Raw genomic sequence first — 14,565 nt, 5'->3', positions numbered from 1 at the left:
GTCTGGGTCCCTACGCTTCGCTTCGGGCAACCTGCGGTGCTCGAGCCAAGCGGGGTCTGGCTAAACTCGCCTTCGGCTCAAACAACGCCAGCCCTGATCCGCTTGTCTCTGCGCTCCTCGGCCCAGCCAGGACGGGGCAATCGGGAGCGAGGACAAAGACAGAAAGACAAGAAGACAAATGCAAACAAGGACTCGCCGTGGCGAGTCCTTGTTTCTTAGGTATTGGTATTCACTCCCCACCCCTTGTGGATGCGCCGAGGAGCGCAGGTTCAGGCGGATCAGGGATCGCGTTGTTTGAGCGAAGCGCAGCGTAGCGAGTTTAGCGAGACCCAGTCTGGACCGAGCACCGCAGGTTGCCCGTAGCGCAGCGAAGGGACGCAGCAACCAGGGTCGCCTTTTCTTTTGCTTACTTTTCTTTTGGCGAAGCAAAAGAAAAGTGAGTAGCCGCCGGGCTACCCCCGGCCAGCAACCCTCAGCAGCAAGCGCACAGGCCGGAGCAAGACCCGGCCTCAAAAAAACTCAGCCCCGCTTGGGAATAGCCAGCCCTTTCACCACAGCCGGCCGCGCCACAAAAACCTCCAGCACCCTCTTGACATTAGGAAAGTCAGCAAATCCCACCAGTTCACCGGCTTCATAAAAGCCAACCAGATTCCGAACCCACGGAAAAATAGCAATATCAGCAATGGTGTACTCATCACCCATCACCCAGGAGCGTCCCTGCAGCCGCTGCTCAAGCACCCCCAGCAGCCGCTTGGACTCCGCAACATAGCGATCACGAGGCCGCTTGTCTTCAAACTCCTTGCCGGCGAATTTGTGGAAAAACCCGAGCTGGCCGAACATGGGGCCTATGCCGCCCATCTGGAACATCACCCACTGGAGGGTTTCATAACGGCCGGCCGCATCCTGGGGGATGAACTTGCCGGTTTTTTCGGCCAGGTAGACCAGGATGGCGCCGGATTCGAACAGGGGCAGAGGCCGGCCGCCTGGGCCCTTGGGGTCGATGATGGCGGGGATTTTGTTGTTGGGGTTGAGCGAGAGAAAGGCCGGCGACATCTGGTCGTTGGTCTCGAAGCTCACGAGGTGCGGCTCATAGGCCAGGCCGGTCTCCTCGAGCATGATGGAGACCTTGACGCCGTTGGGCGTGGGCAGCGAATACAGCTGGATCTGATCAGAATGCTGAGCGGGCCATTTCTGGGTGATGGGGAAGTCTTGGGGGAAGTTCTGGAGTTGGGTCATGGTGTGGCGGATTGTGAAACGAAAGGCGGGTGCTCGGCGCAGCGCCTACTGTATTCCGGATGGCGGAAACGGGTATTGCCCGCCCCAACCAAGCCCCAGCCCCACACGCCTGGCGGGCCACGACGGACAAACCGGCCGGGCGCAGGCCCGGCCTGGAAGCTCAAGGCAGCAGCACCGTCTTGATGCTGGCCTTCCAGACTCTGGCCAGCTTTTCCCAACCGCCCTTGTTGGGATGGATCTCGTTCTGCCAGTCGTGGTCGTTTCCGGTTGTGCCTTCCATGGCGCGGTCCAGCGTCCCGTTGGTGGGAACGACGTGCACGTTGGCCCGCCCGGTGGCCCAGCCGCCCACGGCGGCCTGGACCTCGCCGAACAGCGCGGCAGTCAGGTCGGGCCACAGCGCGGGGGGAATATTGTTTTTGACGAAGGACGCGTAAAGCCAGGAGCGCCCGTTCTGGAATGCCGGCGCGTTGCGCGCGGTGGGCGTGTCGTAGCTATTGAGGAAGATCGGTATGCCGTGGTGCCGGCTGGATTCAACGGCGTCGTACAGCACGCTGAAGTTTGGGTCCAGCCACTGCTCGACCAGGCTCTTCACGGCAACGGGCCTCAGGCAGTCACGTCCCTGGGCTGGCGGGGCTTGCCCCGCCAGATTTTTGAGCAGGCCTTCACCGGGCGCCGGGTCACGCGCGGCATCGATGAAGTCGTTGCCGCCCGCGCTGAGCAAAATGGCATCGAACTTCCATTCAAAAGCCGTCCTTACCCATTGCACAAAATCGCGCTTCTTCTGGCCCATGCGCCGCATGGTGTCACCGAAGATGGCGAGGTTGATGAACAGCACCGGCTCATTGCCGGCATCCATTTCAGGCGCCAGGCTTTGCAGCAGCGAGGTGTGCACCATAGCGCTGCGATCCATCCAGGAGTCGCCTTCAACCAGGATGCGGTATTTGAACTGCTCGGGCGCAAGGCCGTTGTTCAGATGTCCGGAAAACTCATTGCTGTACATCACAAGGCTTTGCATGGCGGAATCCTTTGGTGGAGTGAACGGAGGGGGCGTGGAGAGGCTTCAAAAACTCATCGAAAGACCCGCGAGCCGATCAGCACGCCCAGCTTGCGGTAGCTTTCCCACTGGGCCTCATCGAAGAACTGGTCAAAGGTGGTCTGCTGCGGAAACGAGGGGTTTTTGACCTGGTACTCGAACAGGTCCAGCGGGGCGCTTTTGATCAGGCGGGGCTTGAGCACCAGCAAAAAACTGTCCTGGCCGGGATGGGCCGCATAGCGCACGCGATAAAGCAGGGCGCACTTGTCGTCGGCAGCGACCGGGAGTTTGCCCTCAAGGTCGGCCGGTGGGCACAGTTCGGTCTCATCGCTCGCGAAATAAGGCGACAGCCTATCCGAATCCGCGGCGAAGCGGGGGACATCGGCGGGCCTGACGCATTCAAATTCCGCGCCGAAGTCGATGCGTGCCAGGCGCATGAGGTTGGACAGGTCTTCGAAGGTGTAATTCGGGTCGGCGCCGCAATCGCAGCACACGATAAAACCCACACGTCGGCGCAGCAGCTCGAAGACGCCGGTGTTCTCAAAATGCCCGCCATCGCTGAGGTACCAGTGCGAGCCGTCCGTTCCCAGGAAGCGGGCGCGCAATTCGCGCTGCAGGTAAGTCTGGTTGCGCCACAGCGTAAGCGGCGTGTGGATGTCCTTTTTTCCCGAGTCCCACCACCAGCCCAGGCGGATGTTGGTGACGGTGAAGAGCATGGCCTGCCCGAGCGAGGTGCCCCGGCCCAGCCCCGTCGAAAACGCCGCGCCGGACAAGCCTATCCATTGGCCTATGGACAATTCTGGAGGCGGGGGCTTGAGGGCTTTGGCCACGGTTCTGGCCAGGGCTTTCGCTTTGACCAAGGCATCCGTTCCGGCGCCCGATTCGGGCCGGGTATCGGAGAAGCTGCCGATGCCGGAGTCCCAGGGTTTCCCGTTCACCGTGATACCCGCTGGTGTGACCGCCAGAGGCAGGCCCTGCCTGTCGCGCTGGGTCAGTTGGTCGCCGGTGCCCGTGGTGGCGTTGATGGTCACGTTGATAATGTGGGCCGGACCAAGATGCGTCTTGCCGTAGTAGTCCTTGCGCGAGAAGTCGTCGCTTTCATCGGCCTCGGTGACGTCCATCTTGGGTGCGCCCGGGTCAAACCGCTTCTTGTTCGACGCCCCCAGGTAAGCACGCGTGAGGCGCGCGCCGTACATCACCTGCAGGCTGGACAGGTTGATGAAACCCAGGAACCAGCCCGCCGCGACTGTGGCCACCAGGCAGAAGGCCATCAGCACCGCCGGGTACACATAGCGCAGCGGCCCGGTGAAGCCCAGGCCGGCGCCGGCTTGGGTAAACATGGCCTTGATCAGCAGTTGCCCGGAATCCAGCACCGGCGCCTGCATGCCGAACAGCAAGGCCGCGGCCGCGCAGCTCCAGGCCACGGCCAGCAGCAGAACCAGCGCCAGGCCCACGACACCAAGAATGGCGTTCAGCGGAAGCCTGCTGAGCCAGCCATCCTTGCCGGGCTGGGCTAGCAGGGGCGCGAACTTCCGGACGGCCGCCACGAGGGCGGCGACGGCGCCGGCCAGGCTGAAAACCGTGAGGGGCGATGATCCCCTCATCGCCAACCATAGATAAAGCGTTTGCCCCGCGGTCTCCACCAGCGCCAGCAGGCCGATGACCGCTGAGGCGGTCAGCACGTTCGACAACCATCGCGTGATGCGGTTACGGAACAGGCGGGGTTCCAGCGGCAGATGGTAGGGCGACTGTGAACGATAGAACGGACAGCATTTGGCGGCACCAAATACCAGCAGGGAAACGAACAGCGCGATGTCCAGCAGCACCAGCAGGACGAGAGACATGGGCGCATTCGGAATCCGGGACTGGATACCCGCGCCCGGCAGGCTGGACAAGAGGAGGCAGACGGCGACAATTCCCAGCCCCAGCAAAATCGCCGCGGCAATCACCGGCCGGGGGATGGACCACCACAGGGGCTTCCCCCGGGGGCCGGGCTTGTCCTTGTCCAGCCAATACGCCACGCCGCAAGGGATCACCGCAACCAGCACCCAGAGGCCCAGCACGCCGAACCATGGGCTGTACCAGATTTCGCCACGCCAGTTTGAAAGCGGTGGCTGCATCCTGGATTCGAGCGCCTCCGCCATCCGTGCCAGCGCTCCAAACCATCCCGGATCCAGGCTGATATGGCGCAGGGCAAACATCCACAGGAAGACGGTCAGCAGCGTGACGCCGATCACATAGTGCACGGCACACAGGTTGCGGATGGCGATGGCGACGTCGTAGAACAGGTCGCCGGTGTTGTTGGGTGCGAGGTAGCGGCCGTTCTCGCGCAGCCAGCGCAAAGGGCGGTCATGCCGCTCTTTTCGTTCAGGCGCTCTGGCGGACGGGGCTTGGACTTTGCGCAACCTTCCGGGGGGATCGGTGGCAAGCGCGGCGTAGGCTTCGCGTGCCAGGTCGGTGGGCGTCGAGATGGGCGCGATGACCGGCTTGTCCGGCTCCTGCGACTCCCTGGTGCGAAACAAGGCGGAGAAAAATCCCCCGATGTAGCCGCCTCCGCTGACAGTGGACAGGAAATCAAAGCGGGCCAGCAGGGGCCAGGGGGGAGCTGGAGAAGTTGAAGCCGCCGGGAGCTTGGGCAAGGGGCCGTTTTCTCCGTGCAGCTTGAACGGGGCTTTCGCCAGCGCCTGCAGCACGCCCAGGCAGAAGGTCGCGCTGCGGATGCCGCCGCCGGACAGGGCCAGCCCCCAATTTTCTTTCGGTGCGGTGCCCTCCACATAGACAAACGCCCGGCGTGACGCAATCGCGTCAAGCTCCGCCTCCAGGCCCTCCCCTGAAGTTCCCTCTCTTGCAGTGGTTGAGTCCACCATATTTTTCTCCTTCACACGCGTCAGCACCGCGAATTTTTCGAAGGCGATGCCCATCGGATGGTGGAACGCGCCAATCTCTTTGCCGAAAGATTCGCGTCAGCTTAGACAGGGCTCATGGAAAAAACAAGGTGCTTATTTCCCCAATTCGCCCTGCAATGCAGGCGCCGGGGCCGCGAGGTGTGAGGGTATGTACGGGGGTACTTTTGGCATCAGCCCAGGCTTCATGTCCAATACAGGTATGGAACATCCCAACGACCCGCAAGACATGCACGGCAGCGGCAGCGCCATCGACAACACCGACCAGCGCCTGACCGAACTCGAGATCAAGGCCAGCTTTGCCGAAGACCTGCTGGACCAGCTCGACAAGATCATCGTGCGCCAGCAGCAGCAAATCGACGCCTTACTGCGCGAGGTCGCCGACCTCAAGGCCGCGCCGGTGCGTGACGGCGACATCCCCACCACGCGCAGCCTGCGCGACGAATTGCCGCCGCATTTCTGAGTTGCGGGGAATTTATATCCGCAGATTACGCAGATTTACACAGATGAGGGCCCTCAGATGCAAAGTCGCGGGGAGTGAAGTTTCAATTAAAACTTCTTGTTTTTAATCTGTGTAAATCTGCGAGAGCTGCGGATGAATTTGCATCCCCAGATTACGCGGCACGGGCTACCAGAGGTTCTTGCCGTCTATCACGGTGACAGGCGCGGTAGCCGCATCGAAATCATCGAACAGGCGCGCATTGACGCCTATGCGGCGCGTGCTGCCGTCCCAGCTGCCGTCCATCTCGAAAGCCGGGCTGTCGGTATAGGTGGCGATGCCGCACTCGGGGCAGAAGTGATGGTCCACAAGCTTGGTCTTCCAGCGGTAGATCGCGTCGGCGGCCGCGGGCGTCGTCACATGAAATTGCTCCGGCGTGTAGTAGGCGAGCAGCGCGCCGCGCTTGCTGCAGAACGAGCAGGTGCAGCGCGTGAGTTGGTCCGGCATCTCGCCGTCGATGCGAAAGGCATTTTTGCCGCAATGGCAGCTTCCGGTGAGGGTGGTCATGCGCTTCTCCTGTGTTGGGATGCGGGGGTGACGGCGCTTTGGATGAAGGCCGAAGGTGAAATGTCGCACTTGAGGATGCGTGCCATATAGGCCAGCGACTGCTTGTGGTATTCCGCTGATTCAGCGGCGCAGCAATCGGAGGGCACCTGCAGCTTGAAGCCGCGCAGAAAGCCGTCCATGGCGGTGAGTTGCACGCACATGTCGGTCGCCACGCCGGTGATGATGATGTCCTTGACGTCCATGCGGGACAGCAGCAGGTCCAGCGGCGAGCCCAGAAAGGCCGAGTGCCGGGGCTTGAGGACGGTGAGGTCGCCGCGTTCGGGACGCAGCAGGCGCGCCATCTCGCCGGAAGCGCCGCGGCTGCCGGCGCAGCGCTCGACCAGGCTCTGGAAGTCGGACTGCCAGCCGCCGTAGTTGTCGTTGGCATAGATCGCGGGCACGCCTTGCTCGCACAGAACGGCTTTGAGGGCGGCGGTGGCGCGCGCGGCTTCGACGGCGCTTTCGGCCAGGTCCCCGGCGCCCGGAAAATCCATGGGGTTGATGAAGTCGATCAGCAGCAGCACACGGCGGCTGCGCGGAAGTTCATCCGTGTTCACGGGACAGGGCCAGCGGCGGGCTGGTGGTTTCTTTGAGGATGCTGATTTTCCCATCGGCCTCGAGGCAGGCGAACTTCATGTCGGACTGCTCGCAGTCGGCCTCGCGCAAGGCCTGTTCGATGTCGCCCAGGGGGACGCGGTGTTGTTTGAGGACCTCGGCGAATATTTTCCCGTCGCGTCCGACCAGCACCGGCCGGCCTTCCATGATTGTCTGCAGGCGAGCGCTGCGCGAGGTGGCGAAAGCGATGAGCACGTTCAAGGCCACCAGCGTTGCGGCGGCCAGCAAGCCTCCGGTCACCGATTCTTCCCCACCATTGAGGCCGCTCGACACGGACTCGCTGAGCAGCATCACGACAAGCAGGTCAAAGGGCGTGAACTGCCCGACGGTGCGCCGGCCCGAGAAGCGGACCATGGCCAGCAACGCGCCGTAAATGATCACGGCGCGCAGAGGCAATTCCCACCAGTCGGCATGGAGGTCGAACATGCTGGGTGTGCGGTGGATGGCCGTTTATTTTTTCGCGAGGTGGGCGCGCACGGCCTCGGCCGAATGGCCCACCGCCTTGACGGCGTCGCGCAGTTGCTGCTCGGTGCAGCCCAGCGACTTCATCCAGTCGCGCAGCTCATGGGCCTGCTCGAGGGAGATCAGCTTGCGGTCTGCGCCTGTCTTGCTTTTGTCGTCGGACATGGGTTTCTCCTGGAGGGAAAAACCGGATCGTAGGCCTGGCCCTTTCGTCCGGCCTGTAGGACGGCAACGCCTTGCGCGGGCAGCGCTTTCCCCAACGCCGGGCAGCCTAGTGCGTGGCCGCGGCCGGCTTGGCGCCGGCGGCTGCCGCGCCCCCGGGCCTGAGCAGCACGGCGCCCAGCACCGCGGCCACGGCCGCGAAGATCGCGCCGATCACAAAGGCCAGCTGGTAGCCGCCGTTGAGCGCGGAGACCGCGTCCACCCCGACGGCCGCCAGTGCGGTGGTGCGCGCGGCCGCGAGGCTGGCCAGCACGGCCAGGCCCAGGGCGCCGCCCATCATGAAGGAGGTGTTGACCACGCCAGAGGCGATGCCGGACTCCGCCGGGTCGACGTCGCTCATGGCGGCCAGCAGCACGGGGTTGAAAGCCATGCCGGCGCCCAGGCCCAGTAGCAGCATGCCGGGCAGCACATCGAGTGCGAAGCTTCCGGCCACGGGCGCGCGCGCGAACAGCGCCAGGCCCAGGGCGGCCAGCAGCAGGCCGGCGGCCAGCGGCGCGCGTATGCCGAAACGCATGACGATCTTCGCCGACAGGCCCAACGAGAAGGCGGCCATGATGAGGTTGGCCGGCAAAAAGCCCAGGCCGACCTGCATGGCGCTGTAGCCGAGCACCAGTTGCATGTAGAGCGCCGAGATGAAGAACCAGGCGAACATGGCGGCGGCCCAGAGCACGCCCACGACATTGGCGGTGGCGACGTTGCGCAGACGGAACAGGCCCAGCGGCATCAGCGGCGTCTGCACCTTGGACTCGATGGCCAGGAAGACGGCCATGAGCACCGCGGCCGCGCCGAGCAGACCTAAAGTCTGGCCCGAGAGCCAGCCGGCCTCGTTGCCGTTGACGATGCCGTAGACGGCCAGCATCAGCGAGCTGGTGACGGTGACGGCGCCCCCCACGTCGAGCTTCGCGCCGGTGGCCTGGCCCTTGCCGCCGGGCAGCAGCAGCAGGCACAGCGCGAAGACCACGCCGCCTATGGGCAGGTTGACCAGGAAGATCCAGTGCCAGCTCAGCGCGTCGGTCAGCAGGCCGCCCAGCAGCACGCCTATGCTGCCGCCGCCGGCGCAGACAAAACCGTAGACGCCCATGGCCTTGGCGCGCTCGGCCGGTTCGGTGAACAAATTCATGATGAGCGACAGCGAGATCGCCGAGACCACCGCGCCGCCCAGGCCCTGCACCGCGCGCGCGACGACCAGCAGCGCCTGCGAGTTGGCGAGGCCGCAGGCCAGCGAAGCCACGGTGAACAGGCTGAGCCCGGCCAGGAAGAGCCGGCGGTGGCCGTACAGGTCGCCGAGCCGGCCGCCCAGCAGCAGGAAGCCGCCGAAGGTCAGCATGTAGGCGTTGACCACCCAGACCAGCGAGGTCTCGGTGAAATGCAGGTCGGTGCGTATGGATGGCAGGGCCACATTGACGATGGTGGTGTCGAGCACGATCATCAGCACCCCGAGGCACAGCACCATCAGGGCCCACCAGCGCTTGCGGCTGTCCATGTGTTGTCTCATTTGCGGTTTCTCCTCTGCTTCATGGATGAATGTTGTCCGTCAAATCAGGGCAGGTTCTGGTCGTTCCGGCGCGAAACCATGCCGTGGCCGCGCATGTTACGCCATGACAGGCGAAGCCGGCGGGCAATATGCGTCGCGCCCTGTCCTACAAGCGCCTCGGATTTTGGCGGATAGCCGGACGGGATCACGCTGGCTAATTTAGAACGGATTCTTGAGGACAGGAAACGGGAGCCTTGCGGCATTTTTAAAACACTCGCAGCACGCCGCGCACTTTTAGCCATGGGATGTATTTCATGCGGATGACTCCATTGCCCCGCCGCGCCGGCCGGGCCCTGAAGATGGCCGGGCTTGGCGCCCTGGCGCTGCTGGGCGGCGCGGCCCTGGCCCAACCCTCGCCGGCGCTGGACCGCGCGAGTTTCTCGATAGGCGCTTTCCACGCCGACCCGACCTTCAACGCGGCGGTGAACACCAACTTCGGCCGGCTGGACTCTGGCGACTCCAAGAGCAGCAGCGTGACCATGCCGCGCATCAAGGCCGACGTGCTGCTGTTCGAGAGCCAGGGCCTGTCTTTCGACTACTACCAGTTCAAGCGCGGCTACGGGGATTCGCTGGCCAGCAACTTCAATATCGGCAGCGGCACGGTGACGACCACGGGCACGGCCAACCTCGACGTGAAAGTGGACTTCGCCAAGCTGGCCTACAAATGGTGGCTGGGTTCGGGCAACACCGTGCTGGGCCTGGGCCTGGGCGCGGCCTACTACCGCGTGGGGCTGGACCTGAACGCCACCGCGGCGGTCACCGGCGGCGGCACCGGCAGCATCCGGCAAAGCGACAGCGACGACGCGGTGGCGCCGCTGGTGGAAGTGGGCCTCAGGCATGCGATCTCGCCGGACCTGCGCCTGTTCGCCGACGCCTCGGGCGTGAAAAAAACCGGCAGCAACGTGCGCGGCGAAATCTACAACGCCGCCGTGGGCGTGGAATGGTTCCCGATGAAGAACGTCGGCGTGGTGCTGGACTACGGCCTGACCGACATCGACCTGCACCGCGACAGCAACAATGCGCGCTTTCGCGTGAAGCTCAAGGGGCCGTCGGCTTTTCTCAAAGTCCGTTTCTAGCAATCCCCTCATGCGGTGGGGGCCTCGGCATGGCAACAGGCCGGGGCGGCCCGGGCCATGGCTTCAGCCGCGCCGTATTTGTCATGGTGGCGCACCCAGGCCATGGGAAACGGCAGGCCGTCCTCGTCGCGCCCCTTGGGCGTGAGGTCCATGAAGTTGTAGGCGCCGACCAGCAGGTCCGCGCCGCGGGCGTAGCTTGAATAGGTGTGAAAGACGTGGCCCTGGCCGTCGCGCGCGAACACGCTGATGCCGTGCAGTTCTTCCATGCCCCCGACGTCTTCCATGCGGTAGTTGTAGGCCACCTTTCCGCCGGCGAGTTCTTCTGGTGTGAAGGAGACGTGGTGGTCGTGGTTGAAGTCGCTGCCAAAGGACGACACCCACTTGAAGCGCCAGCCCATGCGCTGCCTGAAGGCGGCGAGTTGGGCCAGCGGTGCGCGCGAGACCACGGCCAGCGTGATGTCGCGCGCGGCCAGGTGCGCGAGGGCGCCGTCGATATGGTCGGACAGGAAAGAGCAGCTGGGGCAGCCCTCCTTCCAGTCCGGGCCGAACATGAAGTGGTAGACGATGAGCTGGCTGCGCCCTTCAAACAGGTCTGCCAGGCTTTCGCGCCCCTTGGGGCCGTCGAACACATAGGCTTTGTCGACCGGCAGCCAGGGCAGGCGGCGGCGCTCGGCGTTGACCAGGTCGCGCTGCGCGGTGAGCTCTTTTTCGCGGGCCAGCAGCAGGCGGCGGGCGGCAAGCCATTCTTCCTTGGACACGAGAGGGTGCACGGCGGGGTTGGCATTCACGGGCGGACTCCTTGGGGCGAAGCAGGTGGATCAGCGGTTATGGATGTGCAGGATATTGCCGCTCGGGTCCTTGAACCAGGCGCCCTTGAAGTCGCCGGCGACATGGGCGTCGCCCTGCAGCGCCATGCCGGGCATGTCGTAGTGCTCAAACGCCACGCCTTTGGCCTTGAGCGCTTTCATGATGTTGTCGAACTCGTCGCCTACGGACCAGGTGCAGGCGGTGGCCTGGTTGGTGCCGGCGAATTGCGAGACATAGACCAGGACGGTGGCGGTGCCGCTCTGGTAAGTGAGCACGTCCTCTTCCTCAGCTTCCAGCGGCGTGAGGCCGAGTTTTCCTTCATAGAACTTTTTGGCGGCGGTGAGGTCCTTGACGGCGATGGTCGCCATGGCGTTTCTGTTGGCTAGCATGGTGGGCTCCTTTCAGGTGCATGTGCATGAGTGGGTGATGGTGCTTTCAGGTGGGGGACGGTTCAGCGGCAAACAATTTGTCGAGCTTGAGGAAGGCGCCGGCCCAGCCCTGGTTGTGGCTGTCGCGCGCGGCCTGGTCGAAGAATTTTTCATGTACGAACACGAGTTCGGTGCCGCCGCCCGAGGGCTTCAGGGTGACGCTGACCCGCGACACGCGTTCGGGTGTGCTTTGCCAGCCCCAGTCGAACACCAGCTTGTGGGGCGGCTCGACTTCAAGGTAGGTGCCGCTCACGTTGTGGGTCTCCTGGCCGGGCACACCGAAGCGGATGTGGTAGCGGCCACCGACGCGCACGTCCATCTCGGCGAGGGTCACCACGCTGCCCGGGTCGGGGCCGAACCACTGCGCTATCGCTTGCGGGTCGGTCCACGCGCGCCAGACTTTTTCGCAGCTGGCGGGGTAGTGCCGGGTGAAGTTGACGGACGGCTTGTCTTGCGTTGCGCTTCTTTCCATGGCGGGTTCAGCTCCTCTTGGTGGTACAGGTAGCGGCCCAGCGCGTCGAGGCGGGTGGACCAGAACTTCTCGTAACGGGACAGCCACATGGCGGCCTCCTGCATGGGCTCGGGCGAGATGGCCAGGTTGACGACCCGCCCGTCCTTGGCGCGTGTCACCAGGCCGGCATCCTCGAGCACCCGCAGGTGCTTCATGAAGCCGGGCAGGGACATGCCGTGCGGCTGGGCCAGCTCGCCGACGGACAGGTTGCTGCGCTCCAGGTCTTGCAGCACCTTGCGGCGGGTGGGGTCCGCGAGCGCGGCGAACACGGCATTGAGGGCCTCTTCGGCGTCTTCTTTATACTTAACCATTAGGCTTAGTATTGAGCCGGCGACCCCGGCTTGTCAACCCGGATGCCGCGGGAAAATGTTTTTTTATGTGAGCAGGCCCAGCATGGGCCTGCAAAGAAATGTGTACAGCGCGCACGTGCGGGTAAACCGGCGCAACACCCTGCAAGAACACTGGCATTGAGGCCGGGGGTAGCATCCAATGAATGAATGACTGACCACTCCCGCAGGAAGCCCATGAAACAGACCACGCCCACGACCATTCCCACGCACGCGCCCGCCGGCCTTAACCGTCCCCGCATCCTGATGCTGGGGTCTTTGCTGGCCCTGGCCGCCGCGGCCGCCCTGCTGGCCGCGCAGGCGAACGCCCAGACCCCGGAGCCGGCGGCGGCAGCCTCTGCGCCCGCAGCGACACCCGCAACACCAGCCGTTGTCTACTACGACCCCAAAGACCTGGAGCGCGCTTTCAAGTTCATGGACAAGACCGGCGATGGCAAGATCAGCCGTGACGAGGCGTCGAATTTTCGCGGCGTTTCGAAACATTTTGACGAGGCAGATACCAATAAAGATGGATTCTTGTCACGCGAAGAATTCGACAACGCGATGAACCGAAGCAAACAGCCCTGATAGCCTCTCACCCATGAAAAAAGCCGTGCGGCTTGTGGCCGCACGGCTTTGCTTTTTGGGAGCTGTTTGCGCTCAGTTCTTCAGCTTCACGTTCCAGAAGAAAGGCCACAGCGCGGGCTGGTAGTTCTCGAGCTTGGTGGACTTCGCCGACAGGCTGTTGAACTTGCCGATGTCGATGTAGGGCACTTCGTCATACACGAGCTGCTGTACCTTGCCCCACAGCGGCGCGCGCTTGGCGGGGACCGGCGTGTGGTTGAACTCGAGCAGCGCGGCCTGCTTGCCGGGGGTGTTCCACCAGCCGGGCGCGCCGTCGCCGAGCTGCGGCGGCGAGAGCATGGGTTCGGGCAGCAGGCCCGAGTGCGTCACGTAGATGTCCCAGGCGGCGGAGTCGTTGCGGCGCTGCACCAGCGTGGCCCAGTCGACCACGGTGAGTTCGGCCTTGATGCCGGCGCGCTTGAGCTGCTCGGCCATGACCACCGCCATGTTGTAGTGGAAGTCGTACTGGCGGCTCGTCAGGATGCGCACCGTCTCGCCCTTGTAGCCGGCGGCTTCGGCCAGGCCCTTGGCCTTGGCCGGGTCGCGCTGGTTGTAGTTCTCGCCACCGGCGGCCGAGTAATACGGAGAGCCCTGCGGGAAGTGGTTGGCCTCGGCCGTGAAGAAACGCGTGTCGCCGAAGCCGGCGGCCATCATCTCGCCGGGGCCTATGGCGGTCTGGATGGCCTGGCGCATGCCCTTGTTGGCGTTGATGCCTTCACGCGTGTTGAACACCAGGTAGGGGAACCCGAAGGCCGGCGTGATCACGGCGGTGGCGCGGCCGCCGGCTTTTTCGAGACGGGCCAGCGCGTCTATGGGCAGCAGGTCGGCGAAGTGGAACTGGCCGGACATGGCGCCTTCGACGCGCGTGTTGGGCGTGGGCACGGGGATGAAGCGCAGCTCTTCGATGAAGGCCTCGCGCTTGCCGCCGTAACCGCTGGCCGGCTCCTTGCGCGAGGTGTAGCCGTCAAAGCGCGTGAGCACCACAAACTGGTCGGTGCGGCGCTCCTTGAACTTGTAGGGGCCGGTGCCGATGAAGTCACGCAGCGGAATCTGCACGGCTTCCTTGGCCATGATGGCGGCCATGCCGCTGGGCAGGGCCAGCTGCGCGAGCAGCGGCGCATAAGGGTTCCTGAGCGTCAGTTCCACCGTGAGCGGGCCGGTCGACTTCAGCTCGACGATTTCCTTGCCCACGGCCTTGCCGCGCGGCGCTTCCTTGATCCAGCGCTTGAGGCTGACGACCACGTCTTCGGCGTCCAGCGCGCGGCCCGAGTGCAGCTTCACGCCCTTGCGCAGGGTGATGGTGACGACCTTGCCGTCGGCCGAGAAGCGCGGCATGCCCTCGGCCAGCATGGGCACAACATTCCACTTGGCGTCAAAGGTGTAAAGCGGCTCGTACACGTGCTGCATGATGGTGCCGACCAGGTCGGTGGTGGCCTGCATCGGGTCCAGCGAGGGCGGCTCGCCCACCATGGCCAGGTTGGCCGCCGAGGCCGTGGTCTGGGCCAGCGCCGGGGCGGCGCCCTGCCAAGCGGCCATCAGGCCAAAAACCAGTGCCGGCAGCAGCCGGCGTGTCTGTAAGCGGTAAGCCATAAGCACTCCTACGTGAAAGTTAATTTCAGAAATCGTAGGATATTTGGCTAATTGTGAGATTATGTAAGTGATTACCCTGAAGGATGTGCGTTTAGTTTGAAATTAAATTTCGTTGCACAGGGAAGTTGAATTTGCAGCCAGGAATAGCCGCAG

Annotated in this window: 17 protein-coding genes; 3 read left to right on the top strand and 14 right to left on the bottom strand. The window is 63.9% G+C overall.

Annotated features, from left to right (window positions below; genetic code table 11):
- Positions 1-519 precede the first annotated feature (519 nt).
- From AC1D1F_RS03645 to AC1D1F_RS03635, 3 genes are all read right to left on the bottom strand, one after another.
- A complete protein-coding gene (locus tag AC1D1F_RS03645) occupies positions 520-1,236 on the bottom strand; it encodes a glutathione binding-like protein (RefSeq protein ID WP_477675157.1) in 717 nt (238 codons plus the stop codon).
- Between the two features lie 160 nt (positions 1,237-1,396).
- Entirely contained in the window at positions 1,397-2,251 is an 855-nt protein-coding gene (locus tag AC1D1F_RS03640; RefSeq protein ID WP_477675158.1) for a hypothetical protein, read from the bottom strand.
- Positions 2,252-2,304: 53 nt separating this feature from the next.
- Positions 2,305-5,136 (bottom strand): hypothetical protein, encoded by a 2,832-nt coding sequence (locus AC1D1F_RS03635; protein WP_477675159.1) that lies wholly within the window; start codon positions 5,134-5,136, stop codon positions 2,305-2,307.
- A gap of 238 nt (positions 5,137-5,374) precedes the next feature.
- On the opposite strand from AC1D1F_RS03635, the gene AC1D1F_RS03630 reads away from it, so the two are divergent.
- Positions 5,375-5,635, top strand: a complete 261-nt coding sequence (locus tag AC1D1F_RS03630) for a SlyX family protein (protein WP_477675160.1) — start codon at positions 5,375-5,377, stop codon at positions 5,633-5,635.
- A 165-nt stretch (positions 5,636-5,800) separates the two neighbouring features.
- Here AC1D1F_RS03630 and AC1D1F_RS03625 read toward each other — a convergent pair whose 3' ends face one another.
- The 6 genes from AC1D1F_RS03625 to AC1D1F_RS03600 all read right to left on the bottom strand — a co-directional run bounded on the left by AC1D1F_RS03625 (position 5,801) and on the right by AC1D1F_RS03600 (position 9,292).
- A complete protein-coding gene (locus tag AC1D1F_RS03625) occupies positions 5,801-6,178 on the bottom strand; it encodes a GFA family protein (RefSeq protein WP_477675161.1) in 378 nt (125 codons plus the stop codon).
- Positions 6,175-6,774, bottom strand: a complete 600-nt coding sequence (locus tag AC1D1F_RS03620; protein WP_477675162.1) for a cysteine hydrolase family protein — start codon at positions 6,772-6,774, stop codon at positions 6,175-6,177. Before AC1D1F_RS03620 ends, AC1D1F_RS03625 begins: the two co-directional genes overlap by 4 nt.
- Positions 6,761-7,258, bottom strand: a complete 498-nt coding sequence (locus AC1D1F_RS03615) for a DUF421 domain-containing protein (protein ID WP_477675163.1) — start codon at positions 7,256-7,258, stop codon at positions 6,761-6,763. Before AC1D1F_RS03615 ends, AC1D1F_RS03620 begins: the two co-directional genes overlap by 14 nt.
- 24 nt (positions 7,259-7,282) lie before the next feature.
- Positions 7,283-7,459: a DUF3606 domain-containing protein gene (locus AC1D1F_RS03610; RefSeq protein ID WP_477653248.1), complete on the bottom strand. Its 177-nt coding sequence runs from the start codon at positions 7,457-7,459 to the stop codon at positions 7,283-7,285.
- Between the two features lie 106 nt (positions 7,460-7,565).
- On the bottom strand, positions 7,566-9,011 hold the full coding sequence (locus AC1D1F_RS03605; RefSeq protein WP_477696956.1) for an MFS transporter: 1,446 nt from the start codon (positions 9,009-9,011) through the stop codon (positions 7,566-7,568).
- A 44-nt stretch (positions 9,012-9,055) separates the two neighbouring features.
- Complete coding sequence (locus AC1D1F_RS03600) at positions 9,056-9,292, bottom strand: hypothetical protein (RefSeq protein ID WP_477675165.1); 237 nt, start codon at positions 9,290-9,292, stop codon at positions 9,056-9,058.
- Between the two features lie 18 nt (positions 9,293-9,310).
- On the opposite strand from AC1D1F_RS03600, the gene AC1D1F_RS03595 reads away from it, so the two are divergent.
- Positions 9,311-10,126, top strand: a complete 816-nt coding sequence (locus AC1D1F_RS03595; RefSeq protein WP_477675166.1) for a hypothetical protein — start codon at positions 9,311-9,313, stop codon at positions 10,124-10,126.
- An 8-nt stretch (positions 10,127-10,134) separates the two neighbouring features.
- Here AC1D1F_RS03595 and AC1D1F_RS03590 read toward each other — a convergent pair whose 3' ends face one another.
- The 4 genes from AC1D1F_RS03590 to AC1D1F_RS03575 are packed head-to-tail and all read right to left on the bottom strand — an operon-like array spanning position 10,135 to position 12,183.
- Positions 10,135-10,914, bottom strand: coding sequence for a DUF899 domain-containing protein (locus AC1D1F_RS03590; protein WP_477675167.1), 780 nt, complete (start codon positions 10,912-10,914; stop codon positions 10,135-10,137).
- Between the two features lie 30 nt (positions 10,915-10,944).
- Entirely contained in the window at positions 10,945-11,322 is a 378-nt protein-coding gene (locus AC1D1F_RS03585; protein ID WP_477675168.1) for a VOC family protein, read from the bottom strand.
- A gap of 46 nt (positions 11,323-11,368) precedes the next feature.
- Positions 11,369-11,833 (bottom strand): SRPBCC family protein, encoded by a 465-nt coding sequence (locus AC1D1F_RS03580; RefSeq protein ID WP_477675169.1) that lies wholly within the window; start codon positions 11,831-11,833, stop codon positions 11,369-11,371.
- Positions 11,728-12,183, bottom strand: a complete 456-nt coding sequence (locus AC1D1F_RS03575) for an ArsR/SmtB family transcription factor (protein WP_477675170.1) — start codon at positions 12,181-12,183, stop codon at positions 11,728-11,730. Before AC1D1F_RS03575 ends, AC1D1F_RS03580 begins: the two co-directional genes overlap by 106 nt.
- 213 nt (positions 12,184-12,396) lie before the next feature.
- On the opposite strand from AC1D1F_RS03575, the gene AC1D1F_RS03570 reads away from it, so the two are divergent.
- Positions 12,397-12,786, top strand: a complete 390-nt coding sequence (locus AC1D1F_RS03570; RefSeq protein WP_477675171.1) for an EF-hand domain-containing protein — start codon at positions 12,397-12,399, stop codon at positions 12,784-12,786.
- Positions 12,787-12,858: 72 nt separating this feature from the next.
- Here AC1D1F_RS03570 and AC1D1F_RS03565 read toward each other — a convergent pair whose 3' ends face one another.
- A complete protein-coding gene (locus tag AC1D1F_RS03565) occupies positions 12,859-14,358 on the bottom strand; it encodes an ABC transporter substrate-binding protein (protein WP_477675179.1) in 1,500 nt (499 codons plus the stop codon).
- Positions 14,359-14,565: the final 207 nt, after the last annotated feature.

Source organism: Polaromonas sp. P1_H6 (assembly GCF_056405195.1).
Note: the sequence above shows the minus strand (reverse complement) of the source record. Positions and strands in the feature narration are given on the sequence as shown.